22 protein-coding genes are annotated in these 24241 nt (G+C 66.6%); 16 read left to right on the forward strand and 6 right to left on the reverse strand.

Features of this window, described 5'->3' with window-relative positions:
* Positions 1 to 132 precede the first annotated feature (132 nt).
* Positions 133 to 1452, forward strand: a complete 1320-nt coding sequence (locus QOC76_RS29525) for a lipase family protein (RefSeq protein WP_526363264.1) — start codon at positions 133 to 135, stop codon at positions 1450 to 1452.
* On the opposite strand, the gene QOC76_RS29530 is transcribed toward QOC76_RS29525, so the two are convergent.
* Positions 1449 to 1799 (reverse strand): hemophore-related protein, encoded by a 351-nt coding sequence (locus QOC76_RS29530; protein ID WP_526363266.1) that lies wholly within the window; start codon positions 1797 to 1799, stop codon positions 1449 to 1451. The two genes, QOC76_RS29525 and QOC76_RS29530, sit on opposite strands and share 4 nt — an antisense overlap.
* Before the next feature lie 93 nt (positions 1800 to 1892).
* Between QOC76_RS29530 and QOC76_RS29535 the strand changes: the two genes are divergently transcribed.
* The 5 genes from QOC76_RS29535 (at position 1893) to QOC76_RS29555 (ending at position 7294) form a co-directional block, all read left to right on the forward strand.
* The gene (locus QOC76_RS29535; RefSeq protein WP_526363268.1) at positions 1893 to 2522 is read left to right on the forward strand and encodes a dTMP kinase; all 630 of its coding nucleotides are present in this window, start codon (positions 1893 to 1895) and stop codon (positions 2520 to 2522) included.
* A 48-nt stretch (positions 2523 to 2570) separates the two neighbouring features.
* Entirely contained in the window at positions 2571 to 3257 is a 687-nt protein-coding gene (gene mtrA, locus QOC76_RS29540) for a two-component system response regulator MtrA (RefSeq protein WP_040540373.1), read from the forward strand.
* 76 nt (positions 3258 to 3333) lie between these two features.
* Positions 3334 to 4983, forward strand: a complete 1650-nt coding sequence (gene mtrB / locus QOC76_RS29545) for an MtrAB system histidine kinase MtrB (protein WP_526363270.1) — start codon at positions 3334 to 3336, stop codon at positions 4981 to 4983.
* A complete protein-coding gene (gene lpqB / locus QOC76_RS29550; protein WP_526363272.1) occupies positions 4980 to 6737 on the forward strand; it encodes an MtrAB system accessory lipoprotein LpqB in 1758 nt (585 codons plus the stop codon). Before mtrB ends, lpqB begins: the two co-directional genes overlap by 4 nt.
* Positions 6738 to 6841: 104 nt before the next feature.
* Entirely contained in the window at positions 6842 to 7294 is a 453-nt protein-coding gene (locus QOC76_RS29555) for a QcrA and Rieske domain-containing protein (protein ID WP_526363274.1), read from the forward strand.
* Positions 7295 to 7301: 7 nt separating this feature from the next.
* Here QOC76_RS29555 and QOC76_RS29560 read toward each other — a convergent pair whose 3' ends face one another.
* The 3 genes from QOC76_RS29560 to QOC76_RS29570 all read right to left on the reverse strand — a co-directional run bounded on the left by QOC76_RS29560 (position 7302) and on the right by QOC76_RS29570 (position 11288).
* The gene (locus tag QOC76_RS29560) at positions 7302 to 9416 is read right to left on the reverse strand and encodes a xanthine dehydrogenase family protein molybdopterin-binding subunit (RefSeq protein WP_526363276.1); all 2115 of its coding nucleotides are present in this window, start codon (positions 9414 to 9416) and stop codon (positions 7302 to 7304) included.
* The gene (locus QOC76_RS29565) at positions 9413 to 9904 is read right to left on the reverse strand and encodes a (2Fe-2S)-binding protein (RefSeq protein ID WP_526363278.1); all 492 of its coding nucleotides are present in this window, start codon (positions 9902 to 9904) and stop codon (positions 9413 to 9415) included. The genes QOC76_RS29560 and QOC76_RS29565 overlap by 4 nt, the downstream gene beginning before the upstream one ends.
* Before the next feature lie 79 nt (positions 9905 to 9983).
* Positions 9984 to 11288 (reverse strand): DUF2252 domain-containing protein, encoded by a 1305-nt coding sequence (locus tag QOC76_RS29570; RefSeq protein WP_526363280.1) that lies wholly within the window; start codon positions 11286 to 11288, stop codon positions 9984 to 9986.
* A 72-nt stretch (positions 11289 to 11360) separates the two neighbouring features.
* Between QOC76_RS29570 and QOC76_RS29575 the strand changes: the two genes are divergently transcribed.
* From QOC76_RS29575 to secA, 4 genes are all read left to right on the forward strand, one after another.
* Positions 11361 to 11612, forward strand: a complete 252-nt coding sequence (locus QOC76_RS29575) for a hypothetical protein (RefSeq protein ID WP_526363282.1) — start codon at positions 11361 to 11363, stop codon at positions 11610 to 11612.
* A 31-nt stretch (positions 11613 to 11643) separates the two neighbouring features.
* Positions 11644 to 12282 (forward strand): ComF family protein, encoded by a 639-nt coding sequence (locus QOC76_RS29580; RefSeq protein WP_526363284.1) that lies wholly within the window; start codon positions 11644 to 11646, stop codon positions 12280 to 12282.
* A gap of 331 nt (positions 12283 to 12613) precedes the next feature.
* The gene (hpf, locus tag QOC76_RS29585) at positions 12614 to 13252 is read left to right on the forward strand and encodes a ribosome hibernation-promoting factor, HPF/YfiA family (RefSeq protein WP_526363372.1); all 639 of its coding nucleotides are present in this window, start codon (positions 12614 to 12616) and stop codon (positions 13250 to 13252) included.
* 145 nt (positions 13253 to 13397) lie between these two features.
* Positions 13398 to 16220, forward strand: a complete 2823-nt coding sequence (gene secA, locus QOC76_RS29590; RefSeq protein ID WP_526363286.1) for a preprotein translocase subunit SecA — start codon at positions 13398 to 13400, stop codon at positions 16218 to 16220.
* A 34-nt stretch (positions 16221 to 16254) separates the two neighbouring features.
* On the opposite strand, the gene QOC76_RS29595 is transcribed toward secA, so the two are convergent.
* Positions 16255 to 16803, reverse strand: coding sequence for an Rv3235 family protein (locus tag QOC76_RS29595; RefSeq protein ID WP_526363288.1), 549 nt, complete (start codon positions 16801 to 16803; stop codon positions 16255 to 16257).
* A 185-nt stretch (positions 16804 to 16988) separates the two neighbouring features.
* On the opposite strand from QOC76_RS29595, the gene QOC76_RS29600 reads away from it, so the two are divergent.
* The 6 genes from QOC76_RS29600 (at position 16989) to QOC76_RS29625 (ending at position 23922) form a co-directional block, all read left to right on the forward strand.
* The gene (locus QOC76_RS29600; protein ID WP_526363374.1) at positions 16989 to 18395 is read left to right on the forward strand and encodes a WS/DGAT/MGAT family O-acyltransferase; all 1407 of its coding nucleotides are present in this window, start codon (positions 16989 to 16991) and stop codon (positions 18393 to 18395) included.
* Between the two features lie 60 nt (positions 18396 to 18455).
* Positions 18456 to 20192 carry a BCCT family transporter gene (locus QOC76_RS29605; protein WP_526363290.1) on the forward strand — a complete coding sequence of 579 codons (1737 nt, stop codon included), beginning with the start codon at positions 18456 to 18458 and terminating at the stop codon, positions 20190 to 20192.
* A 6-nt stretch (positions 20193 to 20198) separates the two neighbouring features.
* Positions 20199 to 20708, forward strand: a complete 510-nt coding sequence (locus QOC76_RS29610; protein ID WP_526363376.1) for a DUF6912 family protein — start codon at positions 20199 to 20201, stop codon at positions 20706 to 20708.
* Positions 20709 to 20747: 39 nt separating this feature from the next.
* The gene (locus tag QOC76_RS29615; protein ID WP_526363292.1) at positions 20748 to 21914 is read left to right on the forward strand and encodes a ferredoxin reductase; all 1167 of its coding nucleotides are present in this window, start codon (positions 20748 to 20750) and stop codon (positions 21912 to 21914) included.
* Between the two features lie 70 nt (positions 21915 to 21984).
* Positions 21985 to 23229, forward strand: coding sequence for a fatty acid desaturase family protein (locus QOC76_RS29620; RefSeq protein WP_526363294.1), 1245 nt, complete (start codon positions 21985 to 21987; stop codon positions 23227 to 23229).
* Between the two features lie 30 nt (positions 23230 to 23259).
* Positions 23260 to 23922 carry a TetR/AcrR family transcriptional regulator gene (locus tag QOC76_RS29625; RefSeq protein WP_526363296.1) on the forward strand — a complete coding sequence of 221 codons (663 nt, stop codon included), beginning with the start codon at positions 23260 to 23262 and terminating at the stop codon, positions 23920 to 23922.
* A 22-nt stretch (positions 23923 to 23944) separates the two neighbouring features.
* On the opposite strand, the gene QOC76_RS29630 is transcribed toward QOC76_RS29625, so the two are convergent.
* Positions 23945 to 24211 (reverse strand): hypothetical protein, encoded by a 267-nt coding sequence (locus QOC76_RS29630; protein ID WP_526363298.1) that lies wholly within the window; start codon positions 24209 to 24211, stop codon positions 23945 to 23947.
* Between the last annotated feature and the right edge of the window lie 30 nt (positions 24212 to 24241).

Here is a 24241-nt window from a genome sequence, read left to right on the forward strand (position 1 = left end):
CTCGATCTCGACACCCCCGCCCAACGACTAGCCGCCCTGCTCGAGGAAGCCGCCTAGCGATGTTGCATTAACCGATTGACTTTGGGATGGAAATCGCGATCTGTGCGCAGAATCGACGCTAAGTTCCGAAGCGTGGGTCGGGGAGTCGTGGGGGTTCTGCTTGCGCTGATGTTGATCGGATCCATTGGCATCGCGCCACCGGTCTTCGCCGACGACGATCCGACCAACGACGCGCACGATCCGTACTTCAACGAAGACGAGTATCAGGCGTTCTACACCCCGCCGGACCCGTTGCCGCCCGGTGCGCCGGGTGACCTGATCCGCACGGAGCCGTCTCGGCTGGTGCTCGAGCCGTCCGGCCAGCTGGGCATGATCATGGCCGACGCGACCCGAATCATGTACCGCAGCACCGATGTTCACGGCCATCCGATGGCGGTCACCGGTACCTACTTCGAGCCGTACAACGATTGGCCGGGCGGCGGTCCGCGGCCGCTGATCGTGTACGGCCCCGGCACGCAGGGGCAGGGCGACCAGTGCGCGCCGTCGCGACAGTTCAACCAGGGCATCCACTGGCGGCCGTATCTGGACCTCGCGTTCAACTACGAGGAGTTGTTCGTCTCCACGATGGTGGCCCGTGGATTCGCGATCGTGATGACGGACTACCAGGGCCTGGGCACCCCAGGGCTGCATACCTACGTCGGCCGTGTACCGCAGGGCGATGCGATGCTCGACGCGGCCCGGGCGGCCAAGAAGATGCCCGGCACTTCGCTGAATCCCCAAGGGCCCATTGCGTTCTGGGGCTACTCGCAAGGAGGCGGGGCGGCGGCGTCGGCCGCCGAGCTCGCGTCGTCGTACGCGCCGGAGCTGAAGGTCGTCGGCACCTATGCCGGTGCGCCGACCGCCGATCTCAAAGAGCTGTTTCCCTACGCCGACGGCAGCATCCTCGTCGGCGCGGTCGGCTATGCGCTCAACTCGGTGATAACCGCCTACCCCGAGCACGCCGACGAGATCCGCGCGACGTTGACCCCTCGCGGCGAGGACATGCTGTTCAAAGTGGCCGATCAGTGCGTCGCCGAGACGATCGCGAAATTCATGTTCCGCCACCTGCAGCCGTACTTCAACGAAGACATCAACCAGCTCGTGAACGAGGAGCCGTTTTCCAGCCTGTTCGACGAACAGAAGCTCGGCCGTTTCAAACCCAATGCGCCGGTGATGATTCTGAGCAATCGCTACGACCCGTTGGTGCCGTGGACGGCAGCCAATCAACTCGGCCGCGACTGGTGTGCCCAGGGCGCCGACGTGCAGTTCTGGACCAATGAGGAGCCGCCGTTCCTCAACAAGGCGATCATCAACCACGCGCTGCCGATGCTCGTCGACGGCGAGCGGGCCATGGGTTGGGTCGCCGACCGGTTCAACGGCGTGCCGACGACGCCGAACTGCGGTGAGTTCTAGCCCGGGGGTGGTGGAGGAGCCGGATTACCGCAGCGGTTCTTGATGTCGGTCAGCGGTTGACGGATGCCGGTCAAGTCTTTCTGCGTCTGCGGATGCGCCTTCATGTAAGCCGCCACCTTCGGGCTCGCCTGATCTTGCGGCAGGCCCTCCAACGTGTTGAAGAAGTTGTTCACGTCGGGGTGGCTGAACAGATAGTCGGCCGTCGCCTGGTGCACGCCTGCCCGCGCGAATTCCAGATCGGCGGCGCTGCAGTTCGGCGGGTTTGCGTTCGGATCTTCGTCGGCATGCGCCAGTGGCGCCGCGAACAACGCCGCACTGGCCAACGTCGTGCACACGAGCAGCTTCATCCCCTTAGTTTTGAGCACGCTGTGTCCCATTGCGCCGATCACAAGCGGTCTCGCAGGAAACCCCAAGAAAACGGGAGGGTTAGGCTCGCCGGCGTGCTGATCGCAATCGAAGGTCTCGACGGTGCGGGCAAGCGCACGCTGACGCAGGGCTTGCGGGCGGCGTTCGAGGCGAACGGCAAGACCGTCGCCAGCCTGTCGTTTCCCCGCTACGGCCATTCGGTACCGGCCGACCTGGCTGCCGAGGCACTACACGGCGAGCACGGCGACCTGTCGAGTTCGGTGTATGCGATGGCCGTGCTGTTCGCGCTGGACCGTGCCGGTGCGCGCGACGAGATCGAACTCCTGCGTACCGAATACGGCGTGCTGATCCTCGACCGCTACGTCGCGTCCAACGCCGCCTACAGCGCGGCGCGTCTGCACCAGGACGCCCACGGCGACGCGGTGGCCTGGGTGCGTGAGCTCGAGTACCGACGGCTGCGGCTGCCTGCCCCGGACTGGCAGGTGCTGCTCGATGTGCCCACCGAGCTGGCCGCCGAGCGTGCCGACCACCGCGCCAACACCGAAGCCGACCGGGCCAAGGACGCCTATGAACGCGACGACGGTCTGCAGCGGCGCACCGGCGCGGTCTACTCGGAGCTGGCCGCAGGCGATTGGGGCGGCCGGTGGTTGGTGGCCGGGCCCGCCACTGACGGCGCCTCGCTAGCCCTCCAACTGGGTCAATAACCGACTCGCGGCGTTGCTATCAGCGATTTATCGCTTTTTGGTGTCACCATGGACACCATGAGGCAAAGGATTCTGGTTGTCGACGACGACCCTTCGCTCGCCGAGATGCTGACGATCGTGCTCCGCGGTGAAGGGTTCGACACCGCAGTCATCGGCGATGGCACCCAGGCGCTCACCGCCGTGCGTGAGTTGCGGCCGGATCTGGTCCTTCTGGATCTGATGTTGCCCGGCATGAACGGAATCGACGTGTGTCGCGTGCTGCGCGCAGACTCCGGCGTTCCGATCGTGATGCTGACCGCCAAGACCGACACGGTCGACGTGGTCCTCGGCCTGGAGTCGGGCGCCGACGACTACGTGATGAAGCCTTTCAAGCCCAAGGAGCTCGTGGCACGCGTGCGGGCCCGGCTGCGCCGCAACGAGGACGAGCCCGCGGAGATGCTGTCCATCGCGGACGTCGACATCGATGTGCCTGCTCACAAGGTGACCCGGCAGGGCGAGCAGATTTCGCTCACACCGCTGGAGTTCGACCTGCTGGTGGCGCTGGCACGCAAACCGCGGCAGGTGTTTACTCGTGATGTGCTTCTCGAACAGGTGTGGGGTTACCGGCACCCCGCCGACACCCGTTTGGTGAACGTGCATGTCCAACGTTTGCGGGCCAAGGTCGAGAAGGATCCTGAGAACCCGCAAGTCGTGCTGACTGTTCGAGGAGTGGGATACAAGGCCGGACCTCCGTGAGTTCTCGCGGCTCAGCCGCGGTCGTGACTTTGCGCGGCTCAGCCGCGGTCGTGACCTCGACCGCCCGGCGGTCTTCGTGATCTTCGGCTCGAGGCGGCGCATTCACCGGCGTTCTGCACCACTGGTACGCGGACTGGGTGCGCTTGGTCGAGCTTTGGGACTGGCGTGGCGTCGCTCCCTGCAACTGCGGGTGGTTTCGCTGACCCTTGGCTTGTCGCTCGCCGTGATCCTGGTGCTCGGCTTCGTCCTGACCAGCCAGATCACCGACCGCATCCTCGAGGTGAAGGTCCGCGCGGCCACCGAGGAGATCGAACGGGCCCGCAACACCGTCAGCGGCATCGTCGGCGGCGAGGAGACCCGGTCGCTGGACAGCAGCCTGCAGTTGGCGCGCAACACACTGATCGACCGCAAGGCGGACGCGGGCGCGGGTCTGGCGGGCGCCTTCGACGCGGTGCTCGTCGTCCCCGGTGACGGACCGCGTGCCGCGACCGCGGCGGGACCCGTCGCGCAGATCCCCACCGCCCTGCGCGACTTCGTGAAGGCCGGCCAGGTCAGCTATCAGTACGCGACGGGGCACACCGACGGCTTCTCCGGGCCCGCGCTGATCATCGGCACCCCGACGTCGTCCCCGGTCACCAACCTCGAGCTGTACCTCGTCTTCCCGCTGAACAACGAGGAATCCACGATTGCCCTGGTGCGCGGAACGATGGCCACCGGAGGTGTGGTGCTGCTGCTCATGCTCGCCGCCATCGCGCTGATCGTCGCCCGCCAGATCGTATTGCCGGTGCGGTCGGCTTCGCGGATCGCCGAACGTTTCGCCGAAGGCCATCTCACCGAGCGGATGCCGGTGCGCGGCGAGGACGACATGGCACGCCTAGCCGTGTCGTTCAACGACATGGCCGAAAGCCTGTCGCGGCAGATCACCCAGCTCGAGGAGTTCGGCAACCTACAGCGCCGCTTCACCTCCGACGTCAGCCACGAGTTGCGTACCCCGCTGACCACGGTGCGGATGGCCGCCGACCTGATCCACGACCACAGCGAGGATCTCGACCCGGCGCTGCGGCGCTCGACCGAGCTGATGGTCAACGAGCTCGACCGCTTTGAGATGCTGCTCAGCGACCTTCTCGAGATCTCCCGGCACGACGCGGGCGTCGCGGAGCTTTCCGTCGAACCGGTCGACCTGCGCGCCACCGTGCACAGCGCGCTGGACAACGTCGGACACCTCGCCGAGGACGCCCGCGTCGACCTGATCGAAGACATGCCCGCCGAGGAGGTCATCGCCGAGGTCGACCCGCGCCGGGTGGAGCGCATCCTTCGCAACCTCATCGCCAACGCCATCGACCACGCCGAGCGCAAACCCGTCCGGATCAGGATGGGCGTCGACGAAGACACGGTCGCAGTCACGGTCCGCGACTACGGCGTCGGGCTGCGGCCGGGTGAGGAGAAGCTGGTGTTCAGCAGGTTCTGGCGGTCCGACCCGTCGCGGGTCCGCCGCTCGGGCGGCACCGGGCTCGGCCTCGCCATCAGCATCGAAGACGCGCGGCTGCACCAGGGCAGGCTGGAGGCGTGGGGCGAGCCCGGTAAGGGCGCCTGTTTCCGGCTCACCCTGCCGCTGGTTCGCGGCCACAAAGTGACGACGAGCCCGCTACCGTTGAAACCCGTTGGGCGCGACGGTAAATCGCGGCGTTCGGCGAAGGAGCGGCAACCGGCGGGAGAAAGCGTGTGAAGCGCTTGTTGGCCGTCGTTTCGGCGTGCGCGATGGTGTTGGCCGGATGCGCGGGAGTGCCCAGTTCGTCGGCGCCGCAGGCGATCGGGACCGTCGACCGTCCGGCGCCGCCGAGCCTGCCCAAGCCGACACCCGGCATGGACCCCGATGTCTTACTGCGGGAGTTCCTCAAGGCCACCGCCGATCCGTCCAACCGGCACCTGGCCGCCCGGCAGTTCCTCACCGAGTCGGCATCCAACGGCTGGGACGACGCGGGCAGCGCAATGCTGATCGACCGCGTCGTCTTCGTCGAAACGCGCGGGCCCGACCGGGTTTCGGTCACCATGCGGGCCGACATCCTCGGATCGCTTTCCGACATGGGCGTATTCGAGACGGGGGAGGGCGCGCTGCCCGACCCCGGCCCGATCGAGTTGGTGAAGACGTCCGGCGGCTGGCGCATCAATCGGCTGCCGAACGGGGTTTTCCTCGACTGGCAACAGTTTCAGGAGACCTACAAGCGCAACACGCTGTACTTCGCCGACCCGACGGGCAAGACCGTCGTGCCCGATCCCCGCTACGTCGCGGTGTCCGATCCCGGTCAACTGGCCACCGAATTGATCACCAAGCTGGTTGCGGGCCCCCGTCCGGAGATGGCGAACACCGTGCGCAATCTGCTCGGCCCGCCGCTGCGCCTCCGCGGTCCGGTGACCCGCGCCGACGGCGGCAAGATGGGCGTCGGCCGTGGTTACGGCGGTGCGCGCATCGACCTGGAGAGCCTGTCCACCACCGACCCGCACAGCCGTCAACTGCTGGCCGCGCAGGTGATTTGGACGCTCTCCCGCGCCGGTATCAACGGCCCGTATGTCATCAACGCCGACGGAGCCGCGCTTGACGACCGGTTCGCCGAGGGGTGGCAGACCTCCGATGTGGCCGCCACCGATCCCGGTGCGGCCGACGGTGCCGCCGCGGGATTGCATGCCTTGGTCAACGGGTCGCTGGTGGCGCTGGACGGTCAGCGGGCACCGCTGGTGCCGGGTCCGTTCGGTGCGACACCGAACCAGACCGGGGCTGCCGTGTCGCGAAGCGGGCAGGAGGCGGCCTCCGTTGTGACGCTGAACGCCGGTGCTCCGGAGGCGGCGTCATCGCTGTGGGTCGGCCCGATAGGGGGAAATCCGTTGCAGGCGATGGACGGTCGCAGCCTATCGAGGCCCACCTGGTCGCTCGATGACGCCGTGTGGGTGGTGGTGGACGGCAACAACGTCGTACGCACCGTCCAGGACGCATCGGGACAGTCGGGGCGCATACCCGTCGATTCCACGGCCGTGTCCACCCGGTTTCCCGGCCCGATCGCCGAGCTGCAATTGTCCCGCGACGGCACCCGCGCCGCGATGGTGATCGAGGGCCAGGTGATCCTGGCGAGCGTCGACCAGACCGCGGGCGGCGGCTACGCGCTGACCTATCCCCGCCGGCTGGGCTTCGGCCTGAAGAACACGGTGGTGTCGCTGTCCTGGCGCACGGGCGACGACATCGTGGTCAGCCGCACCGATCCACAGCACCCGGTGTCCTACGTCAACCTCGACGGGGTGAACTCCGATGGCCCGAGCCGCAATCTGCTGATGCCGGTGGGAATCGTCGCGGCGAACCCGTCGACGGCGTACGTTGCCGATGCCCGCGGCATTCTGCAGCTCTCCGGTTCGGCGGTCGAGAACGATCCCCGGTGGCTGGAGGTCCGCCCGCTGATGACGCCGGGCGCGATACCCGTTCTTCCCGGCTGACCCTCGTCTGATGAACTAAAGGCCGGGTTTCCCCGTTGTCCAGACAAACCGTCTTGGTTGGCTTTTGCTATCCCCACAGCCCAGCACTACCGAAAGGTTCCAGCATGATTCTTGACGATGTTCAGTTGCCGCGGCAGCAGGTCATTCGCGGCGCAGGCGTCGTGATGGCCGCCAGCGCACTGGCGGCCTGCTCGAAAACGGAGGAGAAGCCGCCGGCGGCCGCCGAACCGGCGACCAGCAGCGCGGACTCCGCCCCGGCAATGACAGCCGCGCCAGGCGGCGACGCGATCGCCAAGACCGCCGACGTGCCAGTCGGCTCCGGCGTGATCGTCGGCGACGTCGTCGTTACCCAGCCGGCCGCCGGCCAGTTCAAGGCCTTCTCGAGCAAATGCACGCACAAAGGATGCGCGGTGAACAAGGTGGCCGACGGCACGATCGACTGCCCCTGCCACGGGAGCAAGTTCAACCTGGACGGCACGGTCGCCAATGGTCCGGCGACCGATCCGCTGGAAAGCAAGGACATATCAGTGCAGGGCGATTCGATCGTCCTGGCGTGACCCGCGATCAGTCCCGTATCGCCGCGACGATCTGATCCGGGGTGAGGGGTAGCGATCGGACGCGAACACCGATCGCGTCGCAGAGCGCGTTGGCGATGGCCGCAGTCGTCGGCCCCTGCGCGCATTCACCGACGCCAAGCGGTTGGTGACCATCGCCGGGCATGAGTTCGACGTCGACGGCGGGCACCTCGGAGAATCGCAGGATCGGATAGGTCTCCCAGCTGTCGCTCGTGACGTTGTACCGGTCGAACCGGACGCGCTCCTTGACCGTCCAGCTGGTGGCCTGGATCGCGCCACCCTCGATCTGGTTGGTTGCACCGTCGGGGCTGATGACGAGGCCGGCGTCGACGGCGATCGCCAGCCGGCGCACGCGTACCTGCTCGACGGCTTCCACCTCTGCGATGACGGCGCAATAGGCACTCGAATTCTTGTACCGCGCGTAGCCGACGCCGTGACCGATCGAGTCTGACCGCGTGTGCTTGCCCCAATTCGAGCTCCGGGCAACGGCTTCCAGCACGGCGCGGCCGCGTGGGTCGGACAGATGCGCGAGCCGGTATTCGATGGGGTCGACGCCGGCCTCGGCAGCGAGTTCGTCCATGAACGATTCCGCAGCGAAGATGTTGAGGTGCGCGCCGAGGGATCTCAGCGCCGACGTCCGCAATGGCATCGCAGGTATCAGATGGTTGATGACTTCGTAGGACGGAAAGTCGTACCCGGGAACGGCGTTGCGGCGAGTGCCACCGCCGCGCTCGAGCGGAGGTTCGGCATTGGAGTGGATTGCCGTGCGGTCGCGCAGGCTGGTGGCAAGGAATGCCGGCGGCGGCGTCATGCCGGGGCGGCTGATGAAGGTGCCGCTCCAGATCTCGTGCCGCCAGGACGACACGGTCCCGTCGCTTGCGGTGCCTGCCGCGATCCGGACGACGCCCGCCGTCCCCAGCGGCGCCCACGACAGTTCGTCGGCGCGCGACCACACCACCTGGACGTGCCTGCCCGGCACGGCAAGTGCCAGCAGTGCCGCGTCCATCGCGGCGTCGTCGGCCCCGTTGTGCCCGTAACACCCGGCACCCTCGACGTGGCGGACCACCAGTTGCTCTGGGCGCATTCCCAACTCGCGCGCGATCTCCCGCGCAAGAATGTGCACACCCTGGCTGTGCGACCAGATCTCCATTTCGCTGTCGCGTGCCAACGCGACCGCACTGGACGGTGCGATCGACCCGTGTGCGATGAACGGACGATGGTAGGTGGCCGACAACGACCACTGCGCCGCGTCGGCTGATCGCGGACCGTCGGCGACCACCGTGGTATCCGTGGGCACCTCGGTCAGGAACCGCGGGAGGTCGTCTTCGTCCGGCAGAGAGGGCTTCTGCTCCCAGACGGCGTCGGAGCTCAGCCTGTCCGCCGCCCGCAGCGCGGCCTCCTCGCGCTCGGCGATCACGGCGAGGAAGTCGCCGTCGCGCACCACGGTGACGACCCCCGGCAGCGCAAGAGCGGGTCTTTCGTCGAGTGCGGTGAGCATCGCGCCTCGCGACTGTGGCCGCACCACCCGGCCGTACAGCATGCCGTCGAACGCCAGATCGTGCACGTAACGTGGTCGCCCGAAAAGCTTGTCCGGCAAGTCGATTCGTGCCACATCGGTGCCCACGACGTGGTAGTCCGACTCCGGTTTCGGTTTGGCGCCACCGCTGGCAGGCCGGTCCAGCACCGATTCGTCGGACAGCTCCCAGTAACTGGTCGCCGTGCCGTCGCGACCGGTGATCCGACCGTCGTCGACGGCCAGGTCCTCCTTGGGGACCGCAAGCTTGTCCGCGGCGATCGCGAGGTAGAGGTCGCGCGCCTCTGCGCAGACCTCACGCAGCGCGGCGCCTGACTGCTGGATGGACAGGCTGCCCGCCGTCATCCCCTCGTCCGGACTGAGACCTGTTGCCGTCGCGGTCATCCGGATCCGGCCTACGTCGATGTCGAGTTCCTCGGCGACCATTTGTGCCAGCGCGGTGAGAATGCCCTGACCGAGCTCGACCTTGCCGGAGTGCACCTCAACGGTGCCGTCGGATCCGATCCGCAGCCAGTCACCGAGGCGCGGGTTGGCCGCGAGCGTGGGCGGTAGCGCCATGTCTGCGGTCACGTTGCGCCACCGCGCATCTGGGCCGCGGCCGATAACACGGCGCGGACCACGCGGTTGTGGGAGCCGCAGCGGCAAAGGTTGTCATCGAGAGCGGCACGCACGTCGGCCTCGGACGGGTCCGGGTTCTCGGCGAGCAGATGCGCGGCGCGTACGACGATCCCGGACATGCAGTAGCCGCACTGCGCGGCTTGGTGCGCGACGATCGAACGGGCGACCGCATGCGGTTCGCCGTCGGCGCCGAGACCTTCGACGGTCGTCACATCCTTGCCGTCGACCGACCACATCGGGGTGTCACACGCGAAGGCGGGGTGTCCGTCGACCAGCACGAGGCAGGCGCCACAGACGCCAAGCCCGCAGCCGAACCGGGTGCCCTTCAGGCCGAGGTGGTTACGCAGCACGTAGAGCAGCGCGGTGTCGGGTTCGGTACAGATCTCCTGCTCACGGCCGTTGACCATGATCGCCGAGGCCACGGGTACCTCTTCTGCCATTACTCCAGAATCGCCGTCGCAGGGGCGCAGCGCCAGCAAGATGTGTCACACGCGATGTTCGGTATCGAATTATCGGCGTTCAGGTCGAGCTGACGCCCCGAATGCGGCCCTCGCGGAACCCCTCGACGAAGTGCCGGTGGTCCTCGCGCACGGTCTTGGCGTAGTCGAGGCCGAATTCGACGATGTCGCCGATGAACTCGTCGTCGCGGCCGTCGATCAGGTCGTCGATTGCGTCTTCGGTCTGGAAGCTCACCAGTTCCTGGTCGCTGTCGGCGTCACCGACGCAGTGCACCTTGGCGACTGCACGGCCGAGTTGCTCGATCACCTCGGCCAGCTCGTCGGGCTCGGTCAGCTCGCTCCAGTCCAGATCGGACTCGTAGGGCGACAGCTCGGCTACGACGAAACCGGCTCCGTCGATCTCGGTGTAGCCGAGCAGCGGGTCGGCGTGTGCCTGCAGTGCCCGCTGCGATACAGCGGTTCGGTGCCCGTGATGCTTGAAGTAATCGTGCACTTCCCTGTCGTCGACGACGCGGCTCGGCGCGGCGACGTTGCCCTGTTTCATCGAGAGCACGATGTCGTTGTCGAGGGCTTGGTTGAAACCCTCGATGAGCACGTTGTAGCTCGGCAGGCCCGCGCTGCCGATCCCGAAACCGGTCCTGCCGACGATGTCCTTGACGTCGTAGGCGACTTCGCGGAACCTCTTCGACTTCGGGATCGTCTCCTGATAGGCCTCGAATGCGGTGTTGACCTTCCGGTACTCGGCCTTGTCGAGCCGCCGCACGCCCGAGGTCTCCCGGAACCGGCGGTCCGACCCGTCGAGATGGGTGATCCGGTCGAGCATCGCGGAGCGGGTGGACAGCCGTGCGTCCTGCAGCGCGACGAGCACCGCACCGCGGGCGGTGTCGAGGTTCAATGAGAAGGTCGAGTCGTCGTCGGTCTGACGGAACCACCGCACCTGATCGAGGTAGGACCGGACGAACGTCGTGATCAAATCACGAATCACGTTGTCCGACAGCGCCTTCTGCCAGCACATCAGGGCGACACTCGCGGCGAATCGCTGCAGGTCCCAGGTGAAGTGCCCCACGAAGGCCTCGTCGAAGTCGTTGACGTCGAAGATCAGCCTTCCCTCGCCGTCCATGTAGGTGCCGAAGTTCTCCGTATGTAGATCACCCTGGATCCAGACGCGCCCGGTCCGTTCGTCCGCCCACCGGTCTTCGCGGTTGGCGATATCGGCGTAGAACACGCAGGCGCTGCCGCGGTAGAACGCGAACGGGTCGGCGGCCATCTTGCGGAACTTGGTGCGGAACGCATCGGGATCGGCCTTCATCAGGTCGGCGAAGGACTGCTGCAGGCAGTCGACGATCTCGGCCTCTCTATCGGTCATTCACAGGGAGTACCCAGACGAGGAGCCGGCGAAATCTGCGTGGTGGCTGCGATGCCTCGGGTTCGGGCAGCCATGACGCAGAAGTCGGCGAACACCGGCCGACCGAGCATCCTGTTGACAAGGCGTACCGAGGCCAACGGCGACGTTCACCGAGCGATCCGCTCAGGCCGCTATTCAATCGAGGAGGTCGCCGGCGAACTCGGCGAAGTGATCTCGGGCCGGACCGCTGGACGCACATCGGATGACGACATCACCATCGCCACATTCGTCGGGATAGGCGCCCAGGACCTCGTCGCCGCAGAGGTGACGCTGGCGAAACTGTAGGGATGTCACCGCGCGCCGCGACACTGGCGGCGTGCTCGACCTGGTTCTGCCGCTGGAATGCGGCGGCTGCGGTGCGCCATCGACCCGGTGGTGCGACGCCTGCGCGCGCCAACTGCGGGTCCGCCCCGACGAGCCGCACCTCATCACGCCCCGGGTGCACCCCGGCGCGCCCGTGTTCTCGCTGGGCCGGTACGCGGGCACTCGCCGCAACGCCATCGTGGCCGTCAAGGAACACGGTCGCGCCGATCTGATCCGCCCGCTGGCCTCCGTGCTGAACGACGGGCTGCGTCAACTGATGACCTGGGGTGTGCTCGACGCGCCGCTGACCGTGGTGCCCGCACCCACCCGCCGCCGCGCCGCCCGCAGGCGCGGCGGCGACCCCGTCACCCGGATCGCTCTCGCTGCCACCTGCGAGCGTCGCGATGTCACGGTCGTCCGCGCGCTTCGGATGACGGCGCTGGTTCGCGACTCGGTGGGGCTGTCCAGCGCCGCACGGCAGAAGAACGTCGCGGGCCGGGTCCGGTTGATGGGGTCGTTGGACGGGATGGCGGGCGAGGTGTTGGTCGTCGACGACATCGTCACCACGGGCGCGACCGCCTCCGAGTCGGTACGTGTCCTGCAAACATCCGGGACCCGCGTGGTCGCCGTGCTCGCGTTGGCGAACGCCTGATCACAGCCCCTGACGACGAGGCCCATTTCTGGCAGATCAAACCGGCGTGACGAACTGAAAACAGGTGGGCGAAATTACTGGCACTAGTAGGTGAACACGGACTACGTTGGGGCCAACATCCGTGAACGCCTCACGGCGGCGCAGGACCCGAAGCGCCAACCATCGCCCGGCGGTAGGAGGTGAGTATTCGACACCTTGTACCGGTGAGCGGCGACATAACGCGTGCCCCGTCGGTGCAACTCCTGCCAGGTAGGCACGCAGTGCGCGTGTGACGCGAAAGAGAAACGAGTCGCCAAGCATGTCAACCCGTTCCATGGAATCAGACCGCTCGATGATCGTTGAAGACGGGAGCCCCGCGCCCGCGCCGAGCGCCGAGGTCGTCGTCAAGGGCCGCAACGTAGAGATCCCCGAGCACTTCCGCATCTACGTCTCAGAGAAACTCGCCCGCCTCGAGCGGTTGGACCGCAGCATCTACCTCTTCGATGTCGAACTCGACCACGAACGCAATCGGCGCCAACGCAAGAACTGCCAGCACGTAGAGATCACCGCGCGGGGTCGCGGACCGGTCGTGCGGGGCGAGGCCTGCGCGGACAGTTTCTACGCCGCCCTCGAGTCGGCAGTCTGCAAACTCGAGAGCCGGCTGCGCCGGAGCAAGGACCGCCGCAAGGTTCACTACGGCGACAAGACCCCGGTGTCACTGGCCGAGGCCACCAAGGTCGCGGCGTCCGAAGCGTTCGACCCGTCCGCCGCCGACGACGCTGCGCCGCACGACGGCGTCGAGATCCACGAGCCCGGTCAGATCGTGCGCACCAAGGAACACCCGGCCAAGCCGATGACCGTCGACGATGCGCTCTACGAGATGGAACTGGTCGGCCACGACTTCTTCCTGTTCCACGACAAGCAGAGCGACAGGCCGTGTGTGGTGTATCGCAGGCACGCCTACGACTACGGTCTGATTCGGCTCGCCTGAGCCGGACGTCTGATTCGGCTCGCCTGAGCCGGAAACCTGATTCGGCTGGCCTGAGGTGCAAATAACCGGCCACTTCGGCGTGTCGCCTAGGATGGACCCCGACTAATACGCGACGGGATACATCAACCCACTAGGGGAAACTAGCGTGCTCGATAAGTTGCTGCGTTTCGGCGAAGGCCGCATGGTCAAGCGCCTCAAGCGGGTGTCTGACTATGTCAACACCTTGTCCGACGACGTCGAAAAGCTCTCCGACGCCGAACTGCGCGCCAAGACCGACGAGTTCAAGAAGCGGTACGCCGACGGCGAAGATCTCGACGACCTGATGCCGGAGGCATTCGCCGTGGCCCGCGAGGCGGCATGGCGCGTGCTCGACCAGCGGCCCTACGACGTGCAGGTGATGGGCGGAGCCGCCCTGCACTTCGGCAACGTCGCCGAGATGAAGACCGGCGAGGGCAAGACGCTGACCTGTGTGCTGCCCGCCTACCTCAACGCACTGTCCGGCAAGGGCGTGCACGTCATCACCGTCAACGACTACCTGGCCAAACGCGACAGCGAGTGGATGGGCCGGGTGCACCGCCTCCTCGGCCTCGAGGTCGGCGTCATCCTCGCCCAGATGACGCCCGACCAGCGTCGCGTCGCCTACAACGCCGACATCACCTACGGCACCAACAACGAGTTCGGATTCGACTACCTGCGCGACAACATGGCGCACTCGTCCGAGGAGATGGTGCAGCGCGGGCACGCGTTCGGCATCGTCGACGAGGTCGACTCCATCCTGATCGACGAAGCCCGCACGCCGCTGATCATCTCCGGTCCCGCCGACGGATCGTCGAACTGGTACTCCGAGTTCGCCCGGCTGGCCCCGCTGATGGAGAAGGACAAGCACTACGAGGTCGACATCCGCAAGCGCACCATCGGTGTCAGCGAGCTCGGCGTCGAGTTCGTCGAGGACCAGATCGGCATCGACAACCTCTACGAGGCCGCCAACTCGCCGCTGGTCAGCTACCTCAACAACGCCATCAAGGCCAAAGAGCTGTTCATGCGCGACAAGGACTACATCGTGCGCGATGGCGAGGTGCTGATCGTCGACGAGTTCACCGGCCGTGTGCTCCTCGGCCGCCGCTACAACGAGGGCATGCACCAGGCCATCGAGGCCAAGGAAAAGGTCGAGATCAAGGCCGAGAACCAGACGCTGGCCACCATCACGCTGCAGAACTACTTCCGGCTCTACGACAAGCTCGCAGGCATGACCGGCACCGCCCAGACCGAGGCGGCCGAGCTGCACGAGATCTACAAGCTGGGCGTGGTATCCATCCCGACCAACAAGCCGATGATCCGCGCCGACCAATCCGACCTGATCTACAAGACCGAAGAGGCCAAGTACATCGCGGTCGTCGACGACGTCGCCGAGCGCTACGAGAAGGGCCAGCCGGTGCTGATCGGCACCACCAGCGTGGAGCGTTCGGAATACCTGTCGCGGCAGTTCCAGAAGCGGCGGATTCCGCACAACGTGCTCAACGCGAAGTACCACGAGCAGGAGGCCGGCATCATCGCCGAGGCCGGCAGGCGGGGCGTGATCACCGTTGCCACCAACATGGCCGGCCGCGGCACCGACATCGTGCTCGGCGGCAACGTCGACTTCCTCACCGACAAGCGGCTGCGGGAGCAGGGACTCGACCCGGTCGAGACCGCCGACGAGTACGACGCCGCGTGGCACGAGCTGCGCCTGCAGGTGAAGGACGAAGCCGCGGCGGAGGCCGAAGAGGTCATCGACGCGGGCGGCCTCTACGTGCTGGGCACCGAGCGCCACGAGTCGCGCCGCATCGACAACCAGTTGCGCGGCCGGTCGGGCCGTCAGGGTGACCCCGGCGAGTCGCGGTTCTACCTGTCGCTGGCCGACGAGCTGATGAGGCGGTTCAACGGCGCTGCGCTCGAGTCGCTGCTGACCCGGCTGAGCCTGCCCGACGACGTGCCGATCGAGGCCAAGATGGTCAGCCGGGCCATCAAGAGCGCTCAGACGCAGGTCGAGCAGCAGAACTTCGAGATCCGCAAATACGTGCTGAAGTACGACGAGGTGATGAACCAGCAGCGCAAGGTCATCTACGCCGAGCGCCTGCGCATCCTGGAGGGCGAGAACCTCAAGGAGCAGGCGCACGGGATGATCGTCGACGTCGTCAGCGCCTATGTGAACGGCGCCACCGCCGACGGTTACTCCGAGGACTGGGACCTCGAGACGCTGTGGACGGCGCTGAAGCAGCTGTACCCCGTCAGCATCGATCACCACGACCTCGTCGACTCCGATGCGATCGGCGAACCGGGCGAGCTGACGCGTGAGGAGCTGCTCGACGCGCTGATCTCCGACGCCGAGCGGGCATACGACGAGCGGGAGAAGCAGCTGGAGGAGATCGCAGGCGAGGGCGCGATGCGACAGCTCGAGCGCAATGTGCTGCTCAACGTCATCGACCGCAAGTGGCGCGAGCACCTCTACGAGATGGACTACCTCAAGGAGGGCATCAACCTGCGTGCCGTCGCGCAGAAGGATCCGGTGGTCGAGTACCAGCGCGAGGGCTTCGACATGTTCAACGGCATGCTCGACGCGATGAAGGAGGAGGCCGTCGGCTTCCTGTTCAACGTCACCGTCGAAGCGGTGCCCGCCGCACCCGCGGCACAGGTGGCACCGGTCGCCGCGCCGACGGGACTGGCCGAATTCGCCGCCGAGGCTGCGGCGAAGGCGCAGCAGGGTGGCGTCGCGACCAAGGAGCGCCAGCCGGCTCCGGCGTTGCACGCCAAGGGAATCGACGACCAGGCGCCGCAGCTGACCTATACCGGCCCCTCCGAAGACGGCTCTGCTGAGGTGCAGCGCCAAGGCGCTAACGGCGGCAACGGCAACGCGCGGCACGCCGCGCCGAGCAGGCGCGAGCGCCGTGAGGCCGCACGCCGTCAAGCGAAGTCGGCCAAGAAGGGTTGAGGTAGCTCTCGACCAGGGCGGCGATGCGCCATCATCAGCCGATCTGCAGGGCCACTAGGCACCAGCGACCGTCCTTGATTTCGACGCGGCCGGCGATGGCCCGAACGCGTTCTCCCCGGGTGTAGGTCGCGAACACCTCGGCGGCCGTCGGTTGCCGCGGGTCCTGCCCGTCGACGGCGGCGGTGCGCAGCCGAACCCGTCGCAACACCGCCGCCTTGTCGCGCCCCGCGGTTCTGGTCAGTGTGAAAACCGTGTCCAGCAGCGGCGGCGTCAGCATCTGTCGCAGCTGCGCGATCGGCCTGCGCCGGTCGATCACCTCGAGTACCCGGCGCAGCGCCGCATCGGCGAAGGCAGCCGCGGCCGGCGGCGGTGCGACGTCGGAAGCCGCACGCTCGACGGGCCGCAACGCGCGCCGGGGTGAGCGGTGCAGCGCGGCAGACGTCGGGGCGGGGCACGGAGCCGCGCGGCCGGCGACATTGAGCTCCGAAGCGGCCCGGCCCGCAATGTCGAACGGCGGTGGTTCGTAATCGATGACCGGTGCTGTGAGGGCACCCGGTTCGAAGGGAATCGGCGATGCGGTCAACGGACTCTCCAGCGTTCGGCAAGGGTTGCGTGCGGCGTCTGCCGGAGAGGAACAGACACGTCCATGATCCCATGGTTTGCGAGGCGGACACGCACCCGTGATGCGCACATACAGACTCGACAGTTACCGTATCGGGGGGTGGACGAGCGTCGACGTCAATGCCTAGGGGAGGGGTGGCGCCGCACATGGTGACCAGGCTGTCGGCGTCTGACGCGTCCTTCTTCGGCTTGGAAAACTCGTTCACACCGATGTACGTCTCGTCGCTGTCGATCCTGCGCAGGCCCCGCAGCGGGCTGAGCTACGAAACCCTGCTGGAAACCGTCGAACATCGGCTGCCCCAGATTCCGCGCTACCGGCAGAAGGTGCGCGAAGTGAAGTTCGGCGTTGCCCGGCCGGTGTGGGTCGACGACCGCGAATTCGACATCACCTACCACATCCGCAGGTCCGCGCTGCCGTCTCCGGGCAGCGACGCCCAGCTGCACGAGCTGGTGGCGAGGCTGGGGTCCCGTGCCCTGGACAAGACGCGGCCCCTGTGGGAGATGTACCTCGTCGAGGGGCTGGCCGGGAACCGGCTGGCGATCTACACCAAATCTCATCAGGCTCTCGTCAACGGGATGACGGCGCTCGAGATCGGGCATGTGATCGCCGACCGCACCCAGAAGCCGCCGCCGTTCGCCGAAGACATCTGGATTCCCGCACGCGAGCCGAGCGACGCCGCGCTGCTGATGGGTGCCGTCGGCGAATGGGTCGCTCGACCCGGCGGCCAACTGGCCGCCGTACGAACCGCGGTCACCGTGGCGACCAACGCGGGGCAGCTGCTCGAGGCGGGCCGCCGGTTCGCCGACGTCGCCAAGACCTTCGCCAGGGGTAGCGCGCCGTCGAGCCCGCTGAACTCCAAGGTGTCGCGCAATCGCCGGTTCACCGTCACCAGCGGAAAACTGGAGGACTACCGCAACCTGCGGGCCCGCTACGACTGTGACGTCAACGACGTCGTGCTCGCGGTGATCGCCGGCGCCCTGCGCAACTGGCTGCTGTCGCGCGGCGAGCCGGTGGCGCCGACGACCACCGTGCGGGCGATGGCGCCGATGTCGGTGTATCCGGACGCCGAGATCGATTCCTCGGGCCCGGGTCAGGCCATCAGCGAGGTGTCGCCGTTCCTCGTCGACCTGCCCGTCGGAGAGGGCAACGCCGTGGTGCGGCTGTCGCAGATCGCGCACATGACCGAGTCGCACTCGACGGCCGCGAGCCTGGTGGACGCCAGGACCATCGTCACCCTGTCGGGCTTTGCGCCACCCACCTTGCACGCCATGGGAATTCGGGTCGCGACCACCTTCCCGGCCCGACAGTTCAACCTGCTGATCACCAACGTGCCCGGTGCCCAGAAGCAGATGTACATCGCAGGCACCAAGCTGCTCGAGACCTATGCGGTGCCACCGCTGCTGGACAGCCAGGTATTGGCCATCGGCGTCACGTCCTACAACGGGATGCTCTACTTCGGCATCAACGCCGACCGCGACGCAATGAGCGACGTCGACGTAATGCCGTCCTTGCTGCGGGAATCGCTCGACGAGTTGCTGGAAGCCGCTCAGTAACACATTGTTTGCGTCGGTCGGCTTGACGGCCGACGTCAACAGGTTTCGAATGAATTCACCATGACATTCAGCTCTGAATCTCCTGAGACTTCCGGAGAGTCGGCGGCCGGGATGCCGGCCTCCCCGAACGGCCAGGCGGAACCGCATCCGATCTTCGCTGTGCCGATCGACGACGAGGTGCACACCCGCAACCTCGGACTCGACAAGGTGGTCTTCGGTGTCACCGCCGTCATCGCCGTCGCGTTTCTGGTCTGGGGGTTCGTCAGTACGAGTTCGCTGGCCAGCGCGTCCAATTCGGCCCTCGGCTGGATCATGGACAACACCGGCTGGCTGTTCGCGCTGACCGCCTCCGGTTTCGTGGTCTTCGTGCTCTGGCTGGCGCTCGGCAGGTTCGGCAGCATTCCGCTCGGCCGCGACGACGAAGAACCCGAGTTCCGCACCATCTCGTGGGTGGCGATGATGTTCAGCGCGGGCATGGGCATCGGCCTGATGTTCTTCGGCGTCGCCGAGCCGCTCACCCACTTCGCCACGCCGCCGCCGGGCACAGGCGGGCCGGGTAATCCGAATGCGGTGCAGACCGCGATGGCGACCACGTTGTTCCACTGGACGCTGCACCCTTGGGCGATCTACGCGGTGGTGGGGCTGGCCATCGCCTACGGCGTGTACCGCAGGGGCCGGATGCAGCTCATCAGCTCCGCGTTCGAGCCGCTGCTGGGTAAGCGTGCCAACGGCATGGGCGGCAAGGTGATCGATATGTTGGCGATCTTCGCCACCCTCTTCGGTTCGGCGGCCTCGCTCGGGCTGGGTGCGCTGCAGATCCGCAGCGGCCTGCATATCGTCGCGGGAGTCAGCGAAACCGGCAACACGGTCCTGATCGTCATCATCACGGTCCTCACCGTGGCATTCGTGTTGTCGGCCGTGTCCGGTGTGGCACGGGGCATTCAGTGGCTGTCGAACATCAACATGGTGCTCGCCGTTTTGCTTGCCGGGTTCGTATTCATCGTCGGCCCAACTGTTTTCATCCTCAACCTGCTGCCGACCTCACTCGGCAGTTACTTCGCCGACCTCGCGATGATGTCGGCGCGCACCGGCGCTGAAGGCGCCGACGTCAACACCTGGCTGCAGTCCTGGACCATCTTCTACTGGGCCTGGTGGATCTCCTGGACACCGTTCGTCGGCATGTTCATCGCGCGGATCTCGCGCGGGCGGACGATCCGGCAATTCGTCACCGGGGTGCTGCTGGTGCCCAGTTTGGTGTCGCTGGTGTGGTTCTGCGTGTTCGGTGGCGCGGCGATCAACGTCCAGCAGGGCGGCGTCGACCTCGCGGGCGAGGGCACCATCGAGCGGCAGCTGTTCAGCCTGCTCGACCAGTACCCGATCGCCATCATCGCCAGTGTGCTGGTCATGGTGCTGGTCGCCATCTTCTTCGTCTCCGGAGCCGACGCCGCCTCGATCGTGATGGGTTCGCTGTCCGAACGCGGCACCATCAAACCGAGTCGGGGCACGGTCATCTTCTGGGGCGTCGCCATGGGTGCCGTCGCCGCGGTCATGCTTCTGGTCGGCGGGCAGGACGCGCTCACCGGCCTGCAGACCATCACGATCATCGCCGCGCTGCCGTTCGTTCTGGTGATGGTGGGTCTTGCCGTCGCGCTGGTCAAGGATCTGCGCAGCGACCCGCTCATGGTGCGGCGCAGGTACGCCGCGAAGGCTGTCGACTCCGCGGTGGTGCACGGAGTGACCGAACACGGCGACGACTTCATGATCTCGGTCGAGAAGGATCCCAACCGGGACCGCTAATCTCGCCTGGTGCGTGTCTATGTGCCTACAACCCTGGCGATGCTGCAGCAACTCGTTGCCAACGGGTCGATCAGCGCCGTGAACGGCACCGCGTTCGCGGTGACACCTGCGCTACGGGAGTCGTACGCCGAGGGCGACGACGACGAACTCACCGAGGTCGCGCTGCGCGAGGCGGCGCTGGGCTCGGTGCGGCTGCTGGCCGGCGCTGCCGACGACGCTCCCGCCGAGCAGCGGCCGCGGCGGGCTGTGCTGGTGATCGAGGCCGAGGGCGCGACCCTGCGACCCGACCTCGATGACGCCGTGGTGCGGTTGTCCGGGCCGATCGCCATCGGCGATGTGGTCGCCGCCTATGTCGACAACGAAGCCGCCGAGAGCGCCGTGCTGGCCGCGATCGACGCCGTGGATGCCGCCGATCTTGGCGACGAGGACGCCGAACTGACCGTCGGCGACGCTCAAGATCATGATCTGGCCTGGTATGCCCCGCAGGAGCTGCAATTCCTTCTCGACCTGCTCTAGGGGTGGCTACGAGAGCGTAAGTTACGGTACCGTAGGTTCGTGGCCAAGAACACGATCAAGGTCTCGGCCAACGTCGCCGATACCGTGCGACCGAGGATCGCGGGCGCCAAGGACCATCCGGGCTGGCACGCGTTGCGCACCATCGCCGGACGCATCACGACGCCATTGCTTCCCGACGACTACCTCAAACTTGCCAACCCGCTGTGGTCCGCCCGTGAGCTGCGCGGACGAGTGCTGGAAGTGCGCAGGGAGACCGTCGACTCCGCGACGCTGGTGATCAAGCCGGGCTGGGGCTTCGGCTTCAACTATCAGCCCGGCCAGTACGTCGGAATCGGGTTGTTGGTGGACGGCCGCTGGCGGTGGAGGTCGTACTCCCTGACATCGAGCCCGATCAAGGCCGGAGCCGGTCGGCAGGCGACATCCAAGACGAGTCGCACCATCACGATCACCGTCAAGGCCATGCCCGAGGGATTCCTGTCGACACATCTCGTCGGCGGGGTGGAGCCTGGCACGATCGTGCGGCTGGCGGCGCCGCAGGGCAACTTCGTGATGCCCGACCCCGCCCCGGCGTCCGTGCTGTTCCTCACCGGCGGATCCGGTATCACCCCGGTGATGTCGATGCTGCGCACGTTGGTTCGGCGCGAACAGATCACCGACGTCGTGCATTTGCACTCCGCCCCAACGGAATCCGATGTGATGTTCGCCGAGGAGCTGGCCGAATTGCAGCAGAGCCACCCGGGTTTCCAGATGCGGCTGCGCACAACTCGCTCGAATGGCCGCCTCGACCTGTCTCGGATCGGTGACGAGGTGCCCGATTGGCGCGAACGCCAGGTCTGGGCGTGTGGGCCGGAGGGAATGCTGAATGCCGCCGAGCAGCTCTGGGCATCGGCAGGCCTCAAGGAGCGGCTGCATCTGGAGCGCTTCGCCGCCTCCCGCGCGGCCGCGCACGGCGAGGGCGGGACGGTCGAGTTCGCCCGCAGCGGGAAAACGGTCACCGTGGACGCCGCGACGCCATTGATGGAAGCCGGCGAGGGCGCGGGCGTGCAGATGCCGTTCGGCTGCCGAATGGGCATCTGCCAATCCTGTGTCGTCGGACTGCTCGACGGGCATGTGCGTGACCTGCGCACCGGTGTGGAACACGAACCGGGAAGTCGGGTACAGACGTGCATTTCCGCAGCGTCCGGCGATTGCGTGCTCGACGCTTAAACTTTACTGGCTGGTAACCTACGGAATCGTAGGTTACGGTAGCGTAGGTACAAAGGAAGGAGACAGAACGATGGCTATCACCGACGTTCCGGCATTCGCACACTTGACTGAATCCGACATTGAGAATCTGGCTTTCGAGCTGGACACCATCCGTCAGGACATTGAGGACTCCCGGGGTGAGCGCGACTCGCGCTACATCCGCCGCACCATCGCCGCGCAGCGCGCGCTCGAAGTCGCAGGGCGCCTCATGCTGGCCGCCAGCTCGAAGCGCTCGGCCTGGTGGGCCGGGACCGCCACGTTGGGCGTCTCCAAGATCATCGAGAACATGGAGATCGGCCACAACGTCATGCACGGCCAGTGGGATTGGATGAACGACCCCGAGATTCACTCCTCGACATGGGAGTGGGACATGGGCGGGGCGTCCAAGCACTGGCGGTTCACCCACAATTTCATGCATCACAAGTACACCAACATCCTTGGTATGGACGACGACGTGGGCTACGGCACGCTGCGCGTCACCCGGGATCAGAGGTGGCAGCCGTTCAACCTCGGCAACCTGCTGTACAACACCATCCTCGCGCTGGCGTTCGAGTGGGGCGTCGGGCTGCAGCACCTTGAGCTCGGCAAGATCTCCAAGGGTCGCGACGATCGCGCCGCCACCACGAAGCGCGTGCGCGAGTTCGGCGTGAAGGCCGGCCACCAGGTGGCCAAGGACTATGTCGCCTACCCGGCGCTGACCGCACTGTCCCCATGGGCTAGCTACAAGTCGACCCTGACGGCCAATGCAATCGCCAACGTCATCCGCAACGTGTGGTCCAACGCGGTGATCTTCTGCGGCCATTTCCCCGACGGCGCAGAGAAATTCACCAAGACCGACATGGTCGGTGAGACCAAGGGGCAGTGGTATCTCCGTCAGATGCTGGGCAGTGCCAACTTCGAGAACGGGCGCGCGCTGCGATTCATGAGCGGCAACCTGTGTTACCAGATCGAGCACCACCTGTACCCCGACCTGCCGAGCAACCGGCTCCATGAGATCTCGTTCCGGGTCAAGGAAGTGTGCGACAAGTACGACCTGCCGTACACCACGGGCTCGTTCCTGATGCAGTACGGAAAGACATGGCGAACGATCGCCAAGCTCTCCCTGCCCGACAAGTACCTGCGCGACACGGCGGACGACGCCCCGGAGACGCGCAGCGAGCGGATGTTCGATGAGCTCGAGCCGGCTCCTCGGCGCGGCCTCAAGTCGGCCATCGCCGCGGTGCGTCAGCGCCGCCGCGAGAAGCGGGCGGAGAGGCAAACGCCGCGCGCGGCCTAGCCGATTGGACTAGCGCGTTACAGTTAGACCGTGTCGCCGCAAGAGAGCCGCGGGGCCGGCTCGTCTGGCAAGTCGAGGCTGACCTCACGCGGAGCCGCGACCCGCAACCGGATCGTGCTGGCGGCTGCGGAACTCATGCATGCCCGTGGGGTCGCGACCACGACCATCGACGAGGTGCTGGCCGCGAGCGCTACCAGCAAGTCGCAGTTCTACCAGCACTTCGACGACAAGTCCGAGCTGGTGTACGAGGTCATCACGGTGCGGGCCGACGAGATCCTGTCCTGGCAGCGGCTGCGGCTGGAAAAGGTGGATTCCCTACGCGGACTCCATCAATGGCGTGACGCGATGGTGCAGCGCTGTGTGTTGCGTCGCGGCCTGTGGGGCTGCGAGCTCGGGTCGCTGGCCGCCGAGCTGTCGGACACCGACGACAAGGCCAGGGCGTCGCTGGCCGAGCATTTCGCCGAGTGGCGGGCGATTCTGGCCGCCGCGCTTGGGCGGATGCGCGACAACGGCGTACTGCGTGACGACATCGATGCCCCCGCGTTGGCGACCGGGCTGCTGGCGGCCGTGGAGGGGGGTTACCTGCTGTCGCAGACCGCCCACGACCCCCGCCTGATGCAGACATCGCTGAACGCCGCGATCGCGCACATCATGTCGTTCGCCAGGGACAGCAACGAGCGGGCCAGCCGATAACTGGCCCGCTCGGTCCGTTTCGTTAGTTGTCGCCGGGAGGGGCGGTCGGCGCAGGCGGTGCGAGCACCGAAGGCGAGAAGGGGTTCGGCCCGTTGGGGTCCAGCCGCGGAGCCTTCTCCGTCGGTGACGCGGGTGCCGACGAAGGTGTCGTCGTTGTCGTTGTGGTGGTTGAGGTTTCGGAAGGTGCCTTGTTCTCCTCGCCACCGCACGCGGTCAACGCACCCATCGAGATGATGGCGGCGACTCCGAGCGAGGCGGCGACGCGACGGGTCGCCCGGCCTGTCTTCATGATGTAGTCCTGTTCGTTGCGTGGGACAGT

It is taken from the genome of Mycobacterium sp. (assembly GCF_032159565.1).
GTDB lineage: Bacteria > Actinomycetota > Actinomycetes > Mycobacteriales > Mycobacteriaceae > Mycobacterium.

What these genes read in the sequence shown, in the direction of transcription:
- QOC76_RS29575 (WP_526363282.1), top strand. Translation starts at nt 11,361, where the DNA reads ATGACGCAGAAGTCGGCGAACACCGGCCGACCGAGCATCCTGTTGACA.
- mtrA (WP_040540373.1), top strand. Translation starts at nt 2,571, where the DNA reads ATGGACACCATGAGGCAAAGGATTCTGGTTGTCGACGACGACCCTTCG.
- QOC76_RS29555 (WP_526363274.1), top strand. Translation starts at nt 6,842, where the DNA reads ATGATTCTTGACGATGTTCAGTTGCCGCGGCAGCAGGTCATTCGCGGC.
- hpf (WP_526363372.1), top strand. Translation starts at nt 12,614, where the DNA reads ATGATCGTTGAAGACGGGAGCCCCGCGCCCGCGCCGAGCGCCGAGGTC.
- QOC76_RS29530 (WP_526363266.1), bottom strand. Translation starts at nt 1,799, where the DNA reads ATGAAGCTGCTCGTGTGCACGACGTTGGCCAGTGCGGCGTTGTTCGCG.
- QOC76_RS29570 (WP_526363280.1), bottom strand. Translation starts at nt 11,288, where the DNA reads ATGACCGATAGAGAGGCCGAGATCGTCGACTGCCTGCAGCAGTCCTTC.
- QOC76_RS29600 (WP_526363374.1), top strand. Translation starts at nt 16,989, where the DNA reads ATGGTGACCAGGCTGTCGGCGTCTGACGCGTCCTTCTTCGGCTTGGAA.
- QOC76_RS29605 (WP_526363290.1), top strand. Translation starts at nt 18,456, where the DNA reads ATGACATTCAGCTCTGAATCTCCTGAGACTTCCGGAGAGTCGGCGGCC.
- QOC76_RS29620 (WP_526363294.1), top strand. Translation starts at nt 21,985, where the DNA reads ATGGCTATCACCGACGTTCCGGCATTCGCACACTTGACTGAATCCGAC.
- QOC76_RS29565 (WP_526363278.1), bottom strand. Translation starts at nt 9,904, where the DNA reads ATGGCAGAAGAGGTACCCGTGGCCTCGGCGATCATGGTCAACGGCCGT.
- QOC76_RS29630 (WP_526363298.1), bottom strand. Translation starts at nt 24,211, where the DNA reads ATGAAGACAGGCCGGGCGACCCGTCGCGTCGCCGCCTCGCTCGGAGTC.